Origin of the sequence: Methylobacterium sp. Leaf104 (assembly GCF_001422885.1) — a bacterium.
GTDB lineage: Bacteria > Pseudomonadota > Alphaproteobacteria > Rhizobiales > Beijerinckiaceae > Methylobacterium.
Genome location: NZ_LMMZ01000023.1, coordinates 243,789 through 261,731, shown reverse-complemented (window position 1 = coordinate 261,731; position 17,943 = coordinate 243,789). Strand labels below are relative to the sequence as shown.

Genomic DNA, 17,943 nt, shown 5'->3' with positions numbered 1-17,943 from the left:
TAAGGACCTTGCCAAAACGTCGCGACGCTCTGTAATGATGCGGTCCCCTTCCCGGTGCCGTGCGGTTTGCTCCGCGGCCCGCGGGCGCGGCCCGGCCTCGCGCCGGATCGCCTTCGCAGTCGGTTCCCCGCGTCAGACATGGCGGCATATCAAGGCCGGGTGGGAGTCGGTTCATTCGGTGGCCTTTTTCGGCCGCCGCACCGTTCTGCACATGCCGGCCTGTCCTCGGACGGGCCCATACAGTCTTCGCGAGGTCAGGGAGAGAATGAGCGGACACACAGCATCGGTTGCCGTTGCTCGTGTTCAACGCCTGCGCGTTTCGCGTGGCGCCGCCTTCTCGTCGGCCCTGGCCAGGATCAACCCCACGCGCGCCGAGATCCGGCGCCCAACGGCGGTTGGCGGCAATCCCTTCCCCACAGCTTCCGCGACCCCCTTCCCCGGGTCGTCACGGGCGCCGATCCTCCTGGCCGACGAGCCCGGACCAGACGGCGCCCCATCGGGACCGCGCGGTTCGAGGAGAACGACGTCGACCGCCATGTCGAAAGTTCGTCATGGCCAACAACAACAAGATGCTCATCGACGCGATGCACCCGGAGGAGACCCGGGTTGTCACGGTCCACGGTTCTAGGGTCGAGGAATTCGATTTCGAGGCGGCCAACCGGCGCCAGCTTCGCGGCAACATCTATCTCGCTAAGGTGACCCGCGTGGAGCCTTCGCTCCAGGCCGCCTTCATCGAGTACGGCGGCAACCGCCACGGATTCCTCGCCTTCAGCGAGATCCACCCGGACTATTACCAGATCCCCCTCGCGGACCGTCAGGCCCTGCTCGAGGACGAGGCCCGCGAGGCCGAGGAGCACCGTGAGCGCGAGGAGCGCAAGCCCCGCCGCCGCTCGCGCGGCCGTCGCGACGGCACCTCGGCAAAGAAGGCGCGTACGTCCGAGACGGTAACGTCCGAGGACGTCGTCGACCTGTCGGCCGTCGGGACCTTCGACAATCCGGATTCCTCGAACGATCCGGCGATCGGCGTCGCCGACGCGCTGCTCGAAGGCGGCCTCGGCAACGCGCCGCCGTCGGTCCTGCCCGGCAGCGACGAATCCGCCGACCTGCCGCAGGTCGCCCTGTCCGGCGGCGAGCCCTCGGAGGCATCCGAGGCGTCCAGGTCGGACGCGCCGTCGTCCGACGAGGCGGCCCCCGCCGGCGCCACCGCCGAGGCGCCCGTGGAGCCGGCCGCCGAGCTCGCGCTCGAAGCTGCGCCCATGGGTGACGCCGTTGCCTCCGAGGTCGGCGCAGCTCCCGTCGCAGAATCCACCGCCGAGGACGAGTCGGACGCGGACGATTCGGACGAGAGCGACGAAGATTCCGACGAGGACGAGTCGGATGACGAGTCCGAGGATGACGACGACGATTCGGACGAGGACGACGAGGACGACGACGAGGAGGAGAGCGAGGGCGAGGACGGCGAGCGTCCGCAGAAGATCGCGCAGGTCGGCGGCGACGCCCTGGCCGAGATCCCGGAGCGCCCGCGCACCTATCGTCGGCACTACAAGATCCAGGAAGTGATCAAGCGCCGCCAGATCATCCTGGTACAGGTCGTCAAGGAGGAGCGCGGCACCAAGGGGGCCGCGCTGACCACCTACCTGTCCCTGGCCGGACGCTACTCGGTGCTGATGCCGAACACCGGCCGTGGCGGCGGCATCTCCCGCAAGATCACGTCGGCCGCCGATCGCAAGCGCCTCAAGGAGGTCGCCCAGGACCTGGAGGTGCCCGAGGGGATGGGCGTGATCCTGCGCACGGCCGGCGCCTCGCGCACCAAGCCCGAGATCAAGCGCGACTTCGAGTACCTGATGCGCCTGTGGGAGAGCGTGCGCGAGCTGACGCTGTCCTCCTCGGCCCCGGCCCTGGTCTACGAAGAGGGCTCGCTGATCAAGCGCGCCATCCGCGACCTCTACAACAAGGACATCGACGACATCCTGGTGGCGGGCGACGAGGCCTATCGCGAGGCGCGCGACTTCATGCGCATGCTGATGCCTGGTCAGTCCAAGGTCGTGCAGCCCTATCGCGATTCGACGCCGATCTTCGCGCGCTACGGGGTCGAGCAGCAGCTCGACGCGATGTTCTCCACCCACGTCACCCTGAAGTCGGGCGGCTACCTCGTCATCAACCCGACGGAGGCCCTTGTCTCCATCGACGTGAACTCGGGTCGCTCGACCCGCGAGCACGACATCGAGGACACGGCGCTCCGAACCAACCTGGAGGCGGCCGAGGAGGTCGCCCGCCAGCTGCGCCTGCGCGATCTCGCCGGCCTGGTCGTGATCGACTTCATCGACATGGAAGAGAAGCGCAACAATCGCGCCGTCGAGAAGAAGCTCAACGACTGCCTGAAGAACGACCGCGCGCGCATCCAGGTCGGGCGGATCTCCCCCTTCGGCCTGCTCGAGATGAGCCGCCAGCGCATCCGCACCGGCATGCTGGAGAGCTCGTCCCTGCCCTGCATCCATTGCGGCGGGTCCGGCTACGTCCGGGCGACCGCTTCGGTGGCCCTGCAGATCCTGCGCGCCATCGAGGAATCGCTCCTCAAGAGCACGACCCACAACCTCGTCCTGCGCACCCGCACCGAGGTCGCGCTCTACATCCTCAACCAGAAGCGCGCGCATCTGCGCGAGCTGGAGGTGCGCTTCGGGGTCTCCCTGACCATCGCGGCCGACGAGCGCCTGGCTGCCACCTCAGCCTTCCAGCTCGACCGCGGCGAACCGGCGGTGCGCGCCGAGGGTCCGGTGACCGGCGTCCGCGCCGTGGCGATCAATTCCGCCCTGGAGCCGGAGGAGGATTTCGATCCGGAGATCGAGGAGGAAGCCGTCGAGGCCGAATCCGAGGAGGTCGAGGCCGGCGCGCCCGCCGACGAGTCCCACGAGAAGGCGGCCGATGGCGGCGAGGGCCGCGGCGGTCGCCGTCGTCGGCGTCGGCGTCGCGGCGGTCGCCACGAGACCGGTGAGCAGGCCGGCGGCGAAGGGTCGGCCTCCGAGAACGACGAGGACGGTGAGGGCGAGGAGTCCGAGGACGTCGCTGCGCAGGCGGAGGGCGACGAGACCGTCGCCTCGGGCGAGATGCCGGCCTCCGGCGAGGACGACGGCAGCGGTCGCCGCCGCCGCCGGGGCCGCCGTGGCGGCCGGGGTCGCGACCGCGACGGTCGTGGCCGCGACGGCGAGTCTGCCAATCCGGAGGCCGCGCGTCAGGAGCCGGGCCAGCAGACCTTCGGTGACGACGCTCACGGCGACCGGCCGGTCGCTTCGGTCGAGGGCGACGAGGGGGCGGCCGACGCGCCGTCTGCCTTCCTCGGCGGCGAGGAGCCGGTGAGCGCCGAGGCGGTGTCCGAGGCCGTGGCGCCCACCGCCCCCGAGAGCACCGCGCCGGTGGCGATGGAACTGCCCGTGGATCCCGAGCCCCGGACCGAGGCCGAGCCCCGGGCCGAGTCGCCGCAGGCTGCCGAGCCGGCGCCGAAGCCCGAGCCGGTCGCGGTGGTGCTGACGCCGCCGTCCGATCCGGATCGTCCGAAGCGTGCCGGCTGGTGGTCCCGGACCAAGGCGGCCCTGACGGGTGAGTGATCGTCCCTGAGGGATCGACGGGAAGCGGGGTGGGCGTCGCGCCTGCCCCGTTTCGCGTTTTCAGCGCAGCCAGCCCTTGAGGCGCCGGACTGCGTCGACGCAATCGGCCGTCGAGCCGGCGAACGAGAACCGGACGTGGTGGCCACCGTCCCGGCCGTCGAAATCGAGTCCCGGTGTCGCCGCGACGCCCGCCTCGTCGAGCATGCGCCGGCAGAAGGCGACGGAGTCGTCGGTGAGGTTGGAGACGTCGGCGTAGAGGTAGAAGGCCCCGTCGGCCGGGTGCGTCCGCCCGAGGCCGAGGGCCGGGAAGGCATCGAGGAGCAGGGCGCGGTTGGCGGCGTAGCCGGCCCGCACGGCCTCGACCTCCTCCACCGCGTCGAAGGCCGCGAGGGCGGCGACCTGCGAGAGGTAGGGCGCCGAGATGTAGAGGTTCTGCGCGAGCCGCTCGACGGGCCGGACCAGCCAGTCCGGCACCACCATCCAGCCGATGCGCCAGCCCGTCATGCACCAGGTCTTCGAGAACGAGTTGATGACGATCGCATCGTCGTCGCAGCGCAGGGCCGTCTCGGTCGGCACGCCGTAGGCGAGCCCGTGATAGATCTCGTCCGAGATGAATCGCAGGTTGAGGGCACGGGCCGTGGCGCAGAGGTCGGCGAGGCGCGCCGGCTCGATCACGGTGCCGGACGGGTTGGCCGGGCTCATCACCAGGATGCCGGACAGGCCCTCCCGCTCGTGCAGGGCCCGGAGGGCGGCGCCGGTCGGGGCGAAGCGGTCGGCGTCCTGCAGCATCAGGGGGGCGGGCACGAGGTCGAGGGCGTTGAGCAGGCTCCGATAGGCCGGGTAGCCCGGCTGTGGGATCGCGATGCGGGCACCGGCGTCGAACAGGCCGAGGAAAGCGAGCACGAACCCCGCCGAGGAGCCGGTGGTCACGACGATCCGGCTCGGTGAGACCGTGACCCCGTAGGTGTCGGCATAGTGGCGGGCGATGCGCTCGCGCAGGGCCGGAAGCCCGAGGGCCTGGGTGTAAGGCAGGGCGCCGGTCGCGAGGGCCGCCTGCGCCGATGCGATCACGGCGCGCGGTGCCGGCGCGGAGGGCTGTCCGACCTCCATGTGGACGACGCCCTCCCCGCGCGCCTCGCGGGCGGCGGCGGCGGACATCACGTCCATGGCGAGGAACGGGGCGACGCGGGCCGCACGCTCGGAGGGCAGGTTCGGGGAGAGGATCGGCGGCTGGTTCATCGGCTCCGTCATAGCCGCTGCGCCGGGCCGGGGCCAAACCCACCATTCGGTGATTGACCGGCCGCCGCGAAAACGCCTAACCCGGCCGCTAACCGCATGTCGCACCGACGACGATCCCTGATGGCCGGCCCACGCCTGACCGGTCCCGCCCCGCGAGGACGTATGCCTCTCTTCCGTTCCCTGCTCTCCGCGACGATCCTCGCCGGCACCCTCGGCGCCGCGGTGGCGCAGACCACCCCGACCCAGACCACGCCGGGCCAGACCGCCCCGGCCGCCGTCTTCTCGGATCCGCAGCGCCAGGCGATCGAGGGGATCATCAAGGACTACCTCGTCAGGAACCCCGAGGTGCTGCAGGAGGCGATCGCCGAGGGCGAGCGCCGCCAGCAGGAGACCCAGAAGCTGGCGCAGTCGGCGGCCCTCAAGGAATCCCGCGAGGCGCTGGTCAACTCGCCCCACGGCGTCGTCGCGGGCAACCCGAACGGCGACGTCACGCTGGTCGAGTTCTTCGACTACAATTGCGGCTATTGCCGCAAGGCGCTCACGGACATCCAGGCCCTGATCAAGGGCGACCCGAAGCTGCGCGTGGTGCTCAAGGATTTCCCCGTGCTCGGCGCCGAATCCCTCGAGGCGAGCAAGATCGCCCTCGCCGCCAAGCAGCAGCTCAAGGGCGACAAGATCTTCGAATTCCACACCAAGCTCCTCGAGTCGAAGGGCCGGGTGAACGGTGAGCGGGCGCTGGCCGTGGGCAAGGAGATGGGCCTCGACGTCGCCCGCCTGACGAAGGACGCGCAGGGTCCCGAGGTGAAGGCCGCCCTCTCCGAGAATGTCGGCCTCGGCGACAAGCTCGGCCTGTCGGGCACGCCCGCCTTCATCATCGGCGACGAGATCATCCCCGGCGCCGTCGGCATCGAGCCGATCCGCAAGACGATCACCGACGTCCGCCAGTGCGGCCACGCCAGCTGCTGAGCCGACCCTTCAACGAAGATCCGAGCCGACGCCGCCTTGCGTGTTCCGCGCGGCGTCGACATCTCCGAGCGACACGAGCCGCGCCCTGCGCCTGACCTGAAGACGACCGAGCCGATGCCCAAGGAGCCGATGTCCAAGAACGACCCCTTCGATCCGGAGCTCGTCCGCGAGCTCGCCAAGCTCATCAACGAGACCGATCTCAGCGAGATCGAGGTCGAGAAGGGGGATCTGCGCATCCGCGTCGCCCGCCGCATCGAGGCGGTCCAGGTGCAGGTGGCGGCTCCCGCGCCGGCTCCGGCTCCCGCGATGGCCGCCGTCGCTGCCCCGGTCCCCGGTCCCGGCGGCGGCCTCGACCGCAAGGCCGGCGCCGGACATCCCGGCTCGGTCCCCTCCCCGATGGTGGGCACCGCCTATCGTCGGCCGTCGCCGGAGGCGAAGCTGTTCGTCGATGTCGGCTCGACGGTCGCGGCGGGCGACAAGCTCCTGCTCATCGAGGCAATGAAGACCTTCAACGAGATCCTCGCGCCCCGCGCCGGTACCGTCACCGCCGTCTTCGTCGAGGACGGCCAGCCCGTCGAGTTCGGCGAACCCCTCCTCGTCATCGAGTGAGCAGGGCCGCACCCATGTTCGACAAGATCCTGATTGCCAACCGGGGCGAGATCGCCCTGCGCATCCTGCGTGCGGCCAAGGAACTCGGGATCGCCACGGTGGCGGTCCACTCCACAGCCGATGCCGATGCCATGCACGTGCGCCTCGCCGACGAGAGCGTCTGCATCGGGCCGCCGGCGGCCCGCGACAGCTACCTCAACATCCCCTCGATCATCGCCGCCTGCGAGATCACCGGCGCCGACGCGGTCCATCCGGGCTACGGCTTCCTCTCCGAGAACGCCCGGTTCGCCGAGGTGCTGGCCCACCACAACATCGGCTTCATCGGTCCCAAGGCGGAGCACATCCGCATCATGGGCGACAAGATCGAGGCCAAGCGCACCGCCAAGCGCCTGGGCATCCCCTGCGTGCCCGGCTCCGAGGGCGGCGTCGAGGATCCCGAGGAGGCCAAGCGGATCGCCGCCGAGATCGGCTACCCGGTCCTGGTCAAGGCGGCCTCCGGCGGCGGCGGCCGCGGCATGAAGGTGGCCCGCAGCGAGGCCGATCTGGAACAGGCCCTGGGCATGGCCCGCACCGAGGCCAAGGCGGCCTTCGGCGACGATGCGGTCTACCTGGAGAAGTACCTGGAGAAGCCGCGCCACATCGAGGTGCAGGTGCTCGGCGACGGGCGCGGCAACGCGGTACACCTCGCCGAGCGCGACTGCTCGCTCCAGCGCCGGCACCAGAAAGTCTGGGAGGAAGGCGGTTCGCCGGCCCTCAACGCCGAGATGCGGGCCGAGATCGGTGGGATCTGCGCCCGCGCGATGCAGGAACTGCAGTATCTCGGCGCCGGAACCGTAGAGTTCCTCTACGAGGACGGGAACTTCTACTTCATCGAGATGAACACCCGCATTCAGGTCGAGCATCCGGTCACCGAGATGATCACCGGGATCGACCTCGTGAACGAGCAGATCCGCGTCGCCGCCGGCCTGCCGCTGTCGATGACGCAGGACGAGATCAGGGTCGAGGGGCACGCCATCGAGTGCCGGATCAATGCCGAGCATCCGGCGACCTTCCGTCCGTCGCCCGGCCTGATCACCTACTTCCATCCGCCCGGCGGCCTTGGTGTCCGGGTCGATTCGGCGGTGTTCCAGGGCTACAGGATCCCGCCGAACTACGATTCGCTGATCGGCAAGCTCATCGTGCACGGGCGCACCCGCAACGAATGCCTGATGCGCCTGCGCCGGGCGCTGGACGAGTTCGTGGTCGACGGCGTCGACACCACGCTGCCGCTGTTCCGCACCCTCGTGCGCAACCCGGATGTGCAGAACGGGGACTACGACATCCACTGGCTCGAGGGATTCCTCGCCGACGGCGGCCTCGACGAGCCCTGAGCGTCAGGGGAGGAACAGGGCGGGCGCACACCCGTTTCCCTGCGTTCTCACAGGCTCGGCGGTGTGTTCCGCATCGGCCGAGCCGCATTCGAAGGAACGACTCTCCCGTGCGCCTGACGATCCCTCTCCTCGCCGGCCTTCTCCTCGCCGGTCCCGCCCTTGCCCAGTCGCCGTCCGGCAATGTCGGCCAGCCCGAGCGGGCCGTGCCGCAGGCCGGCGGGACCACCCGCGGTCCGATCGACAATCCCTCGACCCGCGACATGGCCCCGAACCCGGGTGCCGCGACGGCGCCGGTCGGCGAGCGCGGCATGGTCCCTGGCGCCGGCGCGATCGACTCGGCCAAGGGCGGCAACGCCAACGACACAAACCGCGGCGTCCCGAACACCGGCAGCACTTCCGGCGGCCCCGCCCGCTGAGCGCAAGGCCGGTTCCGCCCTGCCACGATCGACGACCCCACGAAGCCGGCCCCGAAACGGGCCGGCTTTTTTCTTGATCTCACTGAATCAACGACCCATGCCGGGTACCGGATGTGCGATTGCGCACAACCGAGTTGCGCGTGAATGACTGCGACCATGAGCTGAGCGGTATCTTTTTGCGGTCAAGCCTCGGTCGCACGGTTCCAAACTGAGCTTTTCGAGGGCGATCGCCGGGCGCATGGGAATGATCTCAGACTCTTCCAGGGCGTCACGCTGCGACCGATTGCCAGCAAAGGACCTTCCGGAACGCTTTGTTCGGTCAGGACTTCTTCCACCACGTCGGTCGGGCGGAGACGGTTTCGGCTTCGCGGCCCAGCGAGCCTCTCTCCACCAGCGACCGAATTTTCCTAACGATCGAACGTCCGAAAGACTTCCATGCGCACCTTCACGCTCACCTTCGTTGCCGCGTCCCTGATCGCCTCGGCCGCCCTCGCGCAGTCGCCGTCCGGCAATGTCGGCCAGCCCGAGCGGGCCTTCCCGCAGGCCGGCGGCACGACCCGTGGCCCGATCGACAACCCGTCGGTCTATGGCGGCTATCGCAACGCCGACGGCCGGCTCGACATGGACGTGACGGGCTCCGTGGTCGAGGCACCCTACACCACCAACCGCGAGGCGATCTTCGAGGACTCGGCGAAGGGCGGAAATGCCGAGCAGCCGAACCGGATCGTTCCGAACCTCGGCACCACTTCGGGCGGCCCGAACTTCTGAGCGGTATCCGGATCCGGGATGCGAGGGCGGGGCCGCGAGGCCTCGCCCTTTTTCGCGTCTGGCCTTTTTCGTGTCTTCGGACGGCCATGCGACCTGCCTGCCTCTGGCCTTCCGTGCGGCGCCGCTTCAAAATCGGACCATGTACGATGGCGACCGCGTCGAGATCACGCCCGAGATCCTGCTGAAGGCGTATGCGGCCGGCATCTTTCCCATGGCGGAGGATGCCGACGACCCGGCCATCTACTGGGTCGAGCCGCGGGCGCGGGGCGTCCTGCCCCTCGATGGCTTCCACGTCGCCAAGCGGCTCGCCCGCACGGTGCGCTCGGACGTGTTCGAGGTTCGGACCGACCGGGATTTCGATGCGGTCATCGCCGGCTGCGCCGCGCCGCGGGGCGATGCCGAGCGGACATGGATCAACGGCCGAATTCGCGAACTCTACGGAGCCCTGTTCGATGCCGGGCACGCCCACACGGTGGAGGTATTCCTCGACGGACACCGGGTCGGCGGCCTCTACGGCGTCTCCCTCGGGGCCGCCTTCTTCGGGGAGAGCATGTTCCACACCGTGCGCGACGCCTCGAAGGTGGCCCTGGTGCACCTCGTGGCCCGCCTGCGCGCGGGCGGCTACCGCCTCGCCGACACGCAGTTCGTGACCGACCATTTGATGCAGTTCGGGGCCGAGGAACTGCCGCGCCACGTCTACAAGCGACGTCTGGCCGAGGCGATCGTCCTGCCGGCGGACTGGAACGTGTGGCCGGGCGACGGGTCCGTGCGCGGGCAGCAGGCCCTGGATGCGCTGGCCCATGGCTAGAGTGCGACGCGGGCCCGTTCTAGCGGAACAGCGCGTCGAACAGCGATTGCGGCTGCTGCTGCGGCGGCGGAGCCGGGGCGGGTCCCTCGTTCGACGGGAAGAACTTGCGCGAAGGCTTCTGCTTGGGCTGGACCGGGACGCCGCGGGGCGCCTCGACATCCACCTGGCCGTTCGGGTTGACCTGCTGGGCGGTGCGCGTCGCGTCCTGGCCGCTCTTCGGGCGCCGGGTCTTCTCCGGCTTCGCGGCCATGGCGGGCATGTCCTCCTGCTCGCGGGCCTCGGCGATGACGTCGGAACCACCCTTACAATCGACGAGCCAGACGTCGTAGATCGGATGCTCGATCGCGTGCAGGCCCGGGCTGGCGGCGAACATCCACCCGGTGAAGATGCGGCGGTACTTGTTGTCGAGGGTGACCTCGTCGACCTCGAGGAAGCCGGTGGTCTTCGGGCTCTCGGTCGGCGGGCGGCTGTAGCAGACCCGCGGCGTCAGTTGCAGCGCGCCGAACTGGACCGTCTCGTCCACCGCGACCTCGAAGGAGACGATGCGGCCGGTGATCTTGTCGAGGCCCGAGAACACCGCGGTCGGGTTCTTGATCTTGTCGGCGGCCGCCGGGAGGCTGCACAGGCCGATCGCGACCGACGCGAGGAGGAGGCGCTTGATCACGGAGCGAGACGATCCTGCTGTGCTGTGGCTCACGGGCGACCCTCCTCGCTGGCGCCCCGGGCGGGCACGACGACGCGAGGTGTTCTTAAGCGCGCGAAGATTGGTGGAAAAAGGGCCGGCCCCGATCGGGAGCCCTGCCCTCAGTTGCCCGGGCTCCAGGGCACGTAGTCGCCGGTGGCGGCGGGGCGCTGGCCGACGTTCAGCTGCGAGCCGCGCGGCCGGTAGGCGCCGCTGGTGCCGGTGAGATTCTCCACGTGGGGCTTCTGCCAGGCGCGCGGGACGTAGTCCTGCTCGCTCGGGGGCACGTCGCCGTTGTGGCAGAGCCAGGCGCGCCAGCCCGGCGGCACCTTCGAGGCATCGGCATAGCCGTTATAGACCACCCAGCGCCGCTCAGTGCCCACCGAGCGGTCGATCAGCGGTCCCTGAGCGCGGTAATAGACGTTGCCGAGATCGTCCGTGCCGACGCGCTGTCCGCTGCGCGCTGTGTAGAGCGCGAGCGACATCGTCTGCCCGTTCCACCAGGTGAAGATCCGCAGGAGCGTGTCCTTGAGAGCCATCGCGTTCGCCTGAATGGGGCGCCCGCGCCCCGCCATCGAGTATCGGCGCGGACTATGGTGAGGCGCATCCCCGAAGTCCAGTCGCGCGGCGGCTCCGCGACGCGACGGGCCGGCAGCGAATGCGGCGGAAATCCCACACCGCCGGCATTAACCATGGCCCAACCGGTGCAGCGCCGGGTGCACCCTGTGGGGAGAAAATTTTTCGCGTCGGAATCCGCCATGCCGAAAGGGCACTTACGAACCGCCCGGCGATATCCACAGGATTAAGACATGACCCACTACATCTAGCCAGGAACATGCAGCCGGCACACTAGTTATTGACGTGAGACCCCCGGCCGGCATACCTTCGGATCATCGCCGAGGCTGTCGCGTCACCGGCGGATCACCGAATTTTCGATACCCGTTCCAGCGCTTCGCGGCGTTCGCGGACGTGTGCCTTCAGCATTCTTCGACACGGCGCCGCGCTTCTACCAGGCGGCTCGGGAGACAGGTTCCATGCGGTTCGAGCGGCGCCATACCACGGCCGGACAATCCCCCTACGCGACGATCCCCTTTCGCAAGACCCTGAGCGAGATCCGCAACCCGGACGGTTCGACGGTCTTCCGCCTCGACGGGATCGAGGTACCGGAAAGCTGGTCCCAGGTGGCCAGCGACGTGCTCGCGCAGAAGTACTTCCGCAAGGCCGGCGTGCCCGCGGCCCTGAAGAAGGTCGAGGAGAACGACGTGCCGTCGTTCCTGTGGCGCTCCGAGGCGGATCTCGCCGCGCTGGCCGAACTGCCCGAGGCCGAGCGCTACGTCTCCGAGATCTCCTCGACGCAGGTCTTCGACCGCCTCGCCGGCTGCTGGACCTACTGGGGCTGGAAGGGCGGCTACTTCACCTCCGAGGAGGACGCCTCGGCGTTCCTCGACGAGCTGCGCTTCATGCTCGCCCGGCAGATGGTGGCGCCGAACTCGCCGCAATGGTTCAACACCGGCCTGCACTGGGCCTACGGCATCGATGGCCCGGCGCAGGGCCACTATTACGTCGATTACCGCACCGGTGAGCTGACGAAGTCCGCCTCGTCCTACGAGCATCCGCAGCCGCATGCCTGCTTCATCCAGGGCGTGCAGGACGACCTCGTCAACGAGGGCGGCATCATGGACCTGTGGGTCCGCGAGGCGCGCCTGTTCAAGTACGGCTCGGGCACCGGATCGAACTTCTCCCTGCTGCGCGGCGAGAACGAGAAGCTCGGCGGCGGCGGCAAGTCCTCCGGCCTGATGTCCTTCCTCAAGATCGGCGACCGGGCGGCCGGCGCGATCAAGTCGGGCGGCACCACCCGGCGCGCGGCCAAGATGGTCATCGTCGACATCGATCACCCGGATATCGAGCAGTACATCGACTGGAAGGTGAAGGAGGAGCAGAAGGTCGCCGCCCTCGTCACCGGCTCCAAGATCGTCTCCAAGCACCTCACCGCCGTGATGAAGGCCTGCACCCAGTGCGAGGCCGAGGGCGACGCCTGCTTCGACCCCGAGCGCAACCCCGTCTTGAAGAAGGCCGTCAAGGCCGCCCGCAAGGATGCGGTGCCGGATTCCTACACGAAGCGCGTGATTCAGTTCGCCCGCCAGGGCTTCACCAAGATCGACTTCCCCGTCTACGACACCGACTGGGATTCCGAGGCCTACCTCACGGTGGCCGGCCAGAACTCGAACAACTCGGTCTCCCTGACCGACGACTTCCTGCGCGCCGTCGAGAACGATGCGTCCTGGGAGCTGAAGGCCCGCACCACCGGCAAGACCACGAAGACCCTGCCGGCGCGCGAACTCTGGGAGAAGATCGGCGAGGCCGCCTGGGCCTCGGCGGATCCGGGCCTGCACTTCAACACCACGATGAACGACTGGCACACCTGTCCGGCGGGCGGGCGGATCCGGGCCTCGAACCCGTGTTCCGAGTACATGTTCCTCGACGACACCGCCTGCAACCTGGCCTCGGCCAACCTGCTGACGATGTACGACCGCGCCTCGAACCACTTCGACGTGGCCGCCTTCGAGCATCTCAACCGTCTCTGGACGGTCGTGCTCGAGATCTCGGTGATGATGGCGCAGTTCCCCTCGAAGGAGATCGCCGAGCTCTCGTACCGCTACCGCACGCTGGGCCTCGGCTACGCCAATATCGGCGGCCTCCTGATGAGCATGGGCCTGCCCTACGACTCGGACAAGGGCCGGGCGCTGGCCGGTGCGCTGACCGCGATCATGACCGGCGTGGCCTATGCCACCTCCGCCGAGATGGCCGGCGAACTCGGGGCCTTCCCAGCCTATGAGGAGAACGCGGACGCCATGCTCAAGGTGATCCGCAACCACCGCCGCGCCGCCTACGGCGAGGCGGAGGGCTACGAGTTCCTCTCCATCGCTCCGGTGCCGCTCGACCTCGCCAACGTGCCCCAGGCCGACATCGCCGAGCGGGCGAAGCTCGCCTGGGACCGCGCCCTGCAGCTCGGCGAAGAGCACGGCTACCGCAACGCGCAGGCCACTGTGATCGCGCCGACCGGCACGATCGGCCTCGTGATGGATTGCGACACCACCGGCATCGAGCCCGACTTCGCCCTGGTGAAGTTCAAGAAGCTGGCCGGCGGCGGCTACTTCAAGATCATCAACCGCGCGGTGCCGGACGCCCTGCGCACCCTCGGCTACCGCGAATCCGAGATCGCCGAGATCGAGGCCTACGCGGTCGGCCACGGCTCGATGGGCCAGGCCCCGGCGATCAATCCCGGGTCGCTCCGCGCCAAGGGTTTCACCGACGACAAGCTCGCGGTGATCGAGGCGGGCCTGAAGTCGGCCTTCGACATCAAGTTCGTCTTCAATCGTTGGACCCTGGGCGACGACTTCCTCAAGGACGTTCTCAAAGTCCCGGCCGAGAAGCTCGCCGACCCGACCTTCGAGATCCTGCCCTTCCTCGGCTATTCGAAGAAGGACATCGAGGCGGCCAACACCCATATCTGCGGTGCCATGACCCTTGAGGGAGCTCCTTTCCTCAAGCCGGAGCACTACGCGGTGTTCGACTGCGCCAACCCGTGCGGCCGCATCGGCAAGCGCTACCTCTCGGTGGAGAGCCACATCCGCATGATGGCGGCGGCGCAGCCCTTCATCTCGGGGGCGATTTCCAAGACCATCAACATGCCCAACGACGCCACCGTCGAGGATTGCAAGAACGCCTACAAGCTGTCCTGGACCCTGGCGCTTAAGGCCAACGCCCTCTACCGCGACGGCTCGAAGCTGTCGCAGCCCCTGAACTCGGCCCTGATCGCCGACGAGGACGACGATGCCGAGGAGATGGTCGAGGCGCTGATCGCGGCGCCTGCCGCCGCCAAGGCCGCGCAGGTCGCGGAGAAGATCGTCGAGCGGGTGATCGAGCGCGTCGAACGCATCCGCTCCCGCGAGAAGATGCCCCATCGCCGGAAGGGCTACACCCAGAAGGCCGTCGTCGGCGGTCACAAGGTCTACCTGCGCACCGGCGAGTACGATGACGGGCGCCTGGGCGAGATCTTCATCGACATGCACAAGGAGGGCGCCACCTTCCGCAGCCTGATGAACAACTTCGCCATCGCGATCTCGCTGGGACTCCAGTACGGCGTGCCGCTGGAGGAATACGTCGAGGCCTTCACCTTCACCCGCTTCGAGCCGGCGGGCTTCGTGCAGGGCAACGACGCGATCAAGAACGCGACCTCGCTCCTCGACTACGTGTTCCGCGAGCTGGCCGTGTCCTACCTCGGCCGTGCCGACCTCGCCCACGTCAACCCGTCCGAGATCGGCGGCACCGTGATCGGCGGCGGCGAGACCGACACCACCCGGGAGCCCGGCAAGTCCGAGACCACGGCGGCCAGCGTCGTCTCCCGCGGTCTCCTCCGCGGCTCGGCCGACCGCCTCACCCTGATCCAGGGCGGCCCGGCCGGCGGCACCGTCGGGGTCGGTGCGGCGACCTCCGGCCAGACCGCCCCGGCCGGCGGGGTGGTCCACGCCCTGCGCGGTGCCACGGCGCTGAAGGCCGAGCCGATGCAGGCCGGTCAGGCCGAGGCACTGGTCAATGCCCTCCCCTTCGCCAAGCCCGATCCGATCAAGCCCGAGCGGACGGTCTCCGACCGCCGTGCCGAGGCGAAGATGAAGGGCTATGTCGGCGAGGCCTGTCCGGAATGCGCGAACTTCACGCTCGTCCGCAACGGCACCTGCCTGAAGTGCGACACCTGCGGCTCGACGACCGGCTGCTCGTAGCAGGCATCCGCCCGATGCCGTGGGCCGAGGCAACGCGGTCGGAAGCGATCTGAGACGATCCGGGCGGCCAAAGGTTTGGCCGCCCGGGCCACAGGATGCGGGATCGAGGTCCCGCAGCCCCCACCCCAAGGCGAACCGCGTGCTCCGGAGGCAGGGGTCCCGGTTCGTGACGGAGCGGCTCTCGAGACCCGGAGCGCGCCGCCGTTCGGATCTCGGGCTCGGGCGCAGAACCTTCGCGATGGCCAGCGATCCCGGATAAGCGTCGGCTGGTTGTCGAGATACGCCGCGCTCCGTCAGCGCCGGGTGCTCGCCCGCAGGACCAGTTGCGGCGTCACCAGCACTTCGGACGGTTCGCCCTCCGCCGCCTCCATCAGGGCGAAGGCCTGCTCCGCGATCCGGTCGAGCCCGACATCGACGGTGGTCAGGCGATAGGGCGGCCAAGCCGAGGCCGCGACGTTGTCGTAGCCGGCGACCAGTACGTCCTCCGGGCAGCGCAGGCCGAACGCGTCCCGGAGGGTGTCGATAGCGCCCATCGCCGTCAGGTCGTTGAGACAGAACAGGCCGTCCAGTCCCGTCGCCGAGCCCGTTTTCCGGGCCGCGCCGTACATCGCGCGCACCGCCGCGCAGCCGCCGCCATGGTGGTGGTCGCCCTGCGCCCGTGCGCATTGCGTGATGCCCAATTCCGCCAGGCCCTGCCGGAAGCCGGCTTCGCGGCGCTCCTGGGCGAGCGTGCCCGCTCGGCCCGCGATGTAGCCGAAGCGGCGTGCGCCCTGCGCGTGCAGGTGCTTCGCGACCGCGATCCCCGCCCCGTGATCGTCGGCCGCCACCGTGCGGACGAAGCGGGTCGTCACCGAGGAGTTCATCGTCACGATCGGCACGGCGAAGCGCGTCAGGGCGTCCGCGACGTCGGCCGCGTTCACCGAGAGCGAGCTGAGCACCGCATCGACCTGATACCCGGACAACAGTTCCACGGCCGAGCCGAGGGCCCATTCGTCAGCGACGACGACCAGCATGACCTGCCGTCCCATCCGCTGGAGGCCGGACGCGAAGCTCTCCAGGGCCATGGCGTGGAAGGGGTTGGAGAGGCCACCCACCGCCACGGCGACGATCCCGGAGCGTCCGGTGGTGAGGGAGCGCGACAGGAGGTTCGGCCGGTAGCCCAGCGCCTCGGCGGCCGCCAGAACCCTGGCGCGCGTCGCCGGTGAGACGATGCCGCCCGGCGTGAACGTCCGCGACACGGCCGATTGTGAGACCCCCGCCAGCCGGGCGACGGCGATCGATGAGGGCGGACGCTGCCTGGTCACCTGTCGCGTTCTCCGGCGCGTCCTGCATGCGGCGCAGGGCATCCATGTGCGCTGGACTGCATCCCTATGCAACATTCGCAGCGGGGCACAGTTGACGGGACACGCATCCCTTCAGCGGTCTGGTCACGGCGAGGCGTTTCCGGCTCGATCCGCTCGCCCGCCGCACGCCCGGAGACCCCATGAGCCTCGCATCCGCCCTCGGCCTGACCTCCGGCAGGAAGGTCCGCTACGCCTTCGTGGCCCTCGGCGACATCACCCAGGAGGCCATGCTGCCGGGGGTGGCGCAAACCGGCAATTCCGAGGTGGTCGCCTTCGTCACCGGCGATCCCGAGAAGGCGCGCGGCGTCGGCGAGCAGTACGGCGTCGACCAGTCCTACACCTACGACCAGTTCGGCGACCTGTTGGCCTCGGGCACGATCGACGCGATCTACCTCGCCACGCCGAACTGGCGCCACGCGGAGTTCGCGATCCCCGCCCTGAAGGCGGGCATTCACGTGCTGGTCGAGAAGCCCCTGGAGGTCACGACCGCGCGATGCCGAGAGATCCTCGACGCCGCGAATGCGTCCGCGGCGAAGCTGATGGTCGCTTACCGGCTGCACTTCGAGCCCGCGACCCTCGCGACCATCGACCTGATCCGCTCAGGGAAACTCGGCGAGCTGCTGACCTTCACCTCGACCTTCACCCAGATGGTCTCGCCCGAGAACCATCGCGCGAAGAGCAGCGTCGAGGCCGGACCGGTCTTCGACATGGGCCCTTATCCGGTCAACGCCGCCCGCTACGTCTTTGGCGACGAGCCGACCGAGGTGGTCTCGGCCGTCGGTGTGCGCCACCCGGAGGCGGGCCTCGGCGACTTCGACGACACGGTCGCGGTGACGCTGCGCTTCCCCGGCAACCGCCTCGCGCAGTTCGCTCTCTCCTACGTCGGCAACACCCTCGACACCTATGCGGTGGTGGGCACGAAGGGCAGCGTCGAGGTGAATCCGGGCTACATGTACGGCAAGCCGCTGGAGCACACCGTCACCCTCGGCGAAAGCAAGACGCATGAGAGCTTCAAGAACACCGACCATTTCGGTGGGGAACTGAAGTATTTCTCGGACTGTATCCTGAACGGCCGGGATCCCGAGCCGGACGGCGAGGAGGGCTACGCGGACGTGCGGGTTCTGGAGGGCATCGTCGAGGCCCTGAAGACCGGCGGACCCATCACACTGGCGCCGTTCACGCGGACCAGACGGATCGACACCGAGGCCCAGCGCGAGACCCTGCGGGCACAGGCATCGCCCGAGCTCGTGAACACCTCGAATCCGGGCAGGGGCAGGGGCAAGGTGCCGAAGAACTGACCGCGGCCCGACCTCGAACCCGCCTCCCCCGAAGGATCCGACGAGACATGATCGCCTATCC

13 protein-coding genes are annotated in these 17,943 nt (G+C 69.1%); 9 read left to right on the top strand and 4 right to left on the bottom strand.

The genetic code is table 11. The features are described from left to right. Positions 1-551: 551 nt before the first annotated feature. Positions 552-3,602: a ribonuclease E/G gene (locus tag ASF49_RS13750; RefSeq protein WP_056473662.1), complete on the top strand. Its 3,051-nt coding sequence runs from the start codon at positions 552-554 to the stop codon at positions 3,600-3,602. Positions 3,603-3,662: 60 nt separating this feature from the next. On the opposite strand, the gene ASF49_RS13745 is transcribed toward ASF49_RS13750, so the two are convergent. After that, entirely contained in the window at positions 3,663-4,841 is a 1,179-nt protein-coding gene (locus ASF49_RS13745; RefSeq protein WP_056474390.1) for a pyridoxal phosphate-dependent aminotransferase, read from the bottom strand. A 162-nt stretch (positions 4,842-5,003) separates the two neighbouring features. On the opposite strand from ASF49_RS13745, the gene ASF49_RS13740 reads away from it, so the two are divergent. From ASF49_RS13740 to aat, 6 genes are all read left to right on the top strand, one after another. Beyond that, positions 5,004-5,807 (top strand): DsbA family protein, encoded by an 804-nt coding sequence (locus tag ASF49_RS13740; RefSeq protein WP_056473659.1) that lies wholly within the window; start codon positions 5,004-5,006, stop codon positions 5,805-5,807. A 129-nt stretch (positions 5,808-5,936) separates the two neighbouring features. Next, positions 5,937-6,416: an acetyl-CoA carboxylase biotin carboxyl carrier protein gene (accB, locus tag ASF49_RS13735; RefSeq protein WP_056474388.1), complete on the top strand. Its 480-nt coding sequence runs from the start codon at positions 5,937-5,939 to the stop codon at positions 6,414-6,416. 14 nt (positions 6,417-6,430) lie between these two features. After that, the gene (gene accC / locus ASF49_RS13730) at positions 6,431-7,786 is read left to right on the top strand and encodes an acetyl-CoA carboxylase biotin carboxylase subunit (RefSeq protein ID WP_056473657.1); all 1,356 of its coding nucleotides are present in this window, start codon (positions 6,431-6,433) and stop codon (positions 7,784-7,786) included. A gap of 107 nt (positions 7,787-7,893) precedes the next feature. After that, a complete protein-coding gene (locus ASF49_RS13725; protein WP_056473652.1) occupies positions 7,894-8,202 on the top strand; it encodes a hypothetical protein in 309 nt (102 codons plus the stop codon). A 435-nt stretch (positions 8,203-8,637) separates the two neighbouring features. After that, positions 8,638-8,970 carry a hypothetical protein gene (locus tag ASF49_RS13720; RefSeq protein ID WP_056473651.1) on the top strand — a complete coding sequence of 111 codons (333 nt, stop codon included), beginning with the start codon at positions 8,638-8,640 and terminating at the stop codon, positions 8,968-8,970. A 139-nt stretch (positions 8,971-9,109) separates the two neighbouring features. After that, positions 9,110-9,778, top strand: a complete 669-nt coding sequence (gene aat / locus ASF49_RS13715; RefSeq protein WP_056473647.1) for a leucyl/phenylalanyl-tRNA--protein transferase — start codon at positions 9,110-9,112, stop codon at positions 9,776-9,778. A 19-nt stretch (positions 9,779-9,797) separates the two neighbouring features. Here the strand turns inward: aat and ASF49_RS13710 are convergent, their stop codons facing one another. Both ASF49_RS13710 and ASF49_RS13705 read right to left on the bottom strand, forming a co-directional pair. Further along, entirely contained in the window at positions 9,798-10,442 is a 645-nt protein-coding gene (locus ASF49_RS13710; RefSeq protein ID WP_200930049.1) for a DUF2155 domain-containing protein, read from the bottom strand. Positions 10,443-10,582: 140 nt separating this feature from the next. Further along, the gene (locus ASF49_RS13705) at positions 10,583-10,999 is read right to left on the bottom strand and encodes an NADH:ubiquinone oxidoreductase subunit NDUFA12 (RefSeq protein ID WP_082511312.1); all 417 of its coding nucleotides are present in this window, start codon (positions 10,997-10,999) and stop codon (positions 10,583-10,585) included. A gap of 495 nt (positions 11,000-11,494) precedes the next feature. Here ASF49_RS13705 and ASF49_RS13700 point away from each other — a divergent pair, with 495 nt between their 5' ends. Continuing rightward, a complete protein-coding gene (locus tag ASF49_RS13700) occupies positions 11,495-15,241 on the top strand; it encodes a vitamin B12-dependent ribonucleotide reductase (RefSeq protein WP_056473641.1) in 3,747 nt (1,248 codons plus the stop codon). Between the two features lie 293 nt (positions 15,242-15,534). Here the strand turns inward: ASF49_RS13700 and ASF49_RS13695 are convergent, their stop codons facing one another. Further along, a complete protein-coding gene (locus tag ASF49_RS13695) occupies positions 15,535-16,587 on the bottom strand; it encodes a LacI family DNA-binding transcriptional regulator (protein ID WP_279292519.1) in 1,053 nt (350 codons plus the stop codon). A gap of 137 nt (positions 16,588-16,724) precedes the next feature. On the opposite strand from ASF49_RS13695, the gene ASF49_RS13690 reads away from it, so the two are divergent. Continuing rightward, positions 16,725-17,882: a Gfo/Idh/MocA family protein gene (locus tag ASF49_RS13690; RefSeq protein WP_056473637.1), complete on the top strand. Its 1,158-nt coding sequence runs from the start codon at positions 16,725-16,727 to the stop codon at positions 17,880-17,882. The last annotated feature ends 61 nt before the right edge of the window (positions 17,883-17,943 follow it).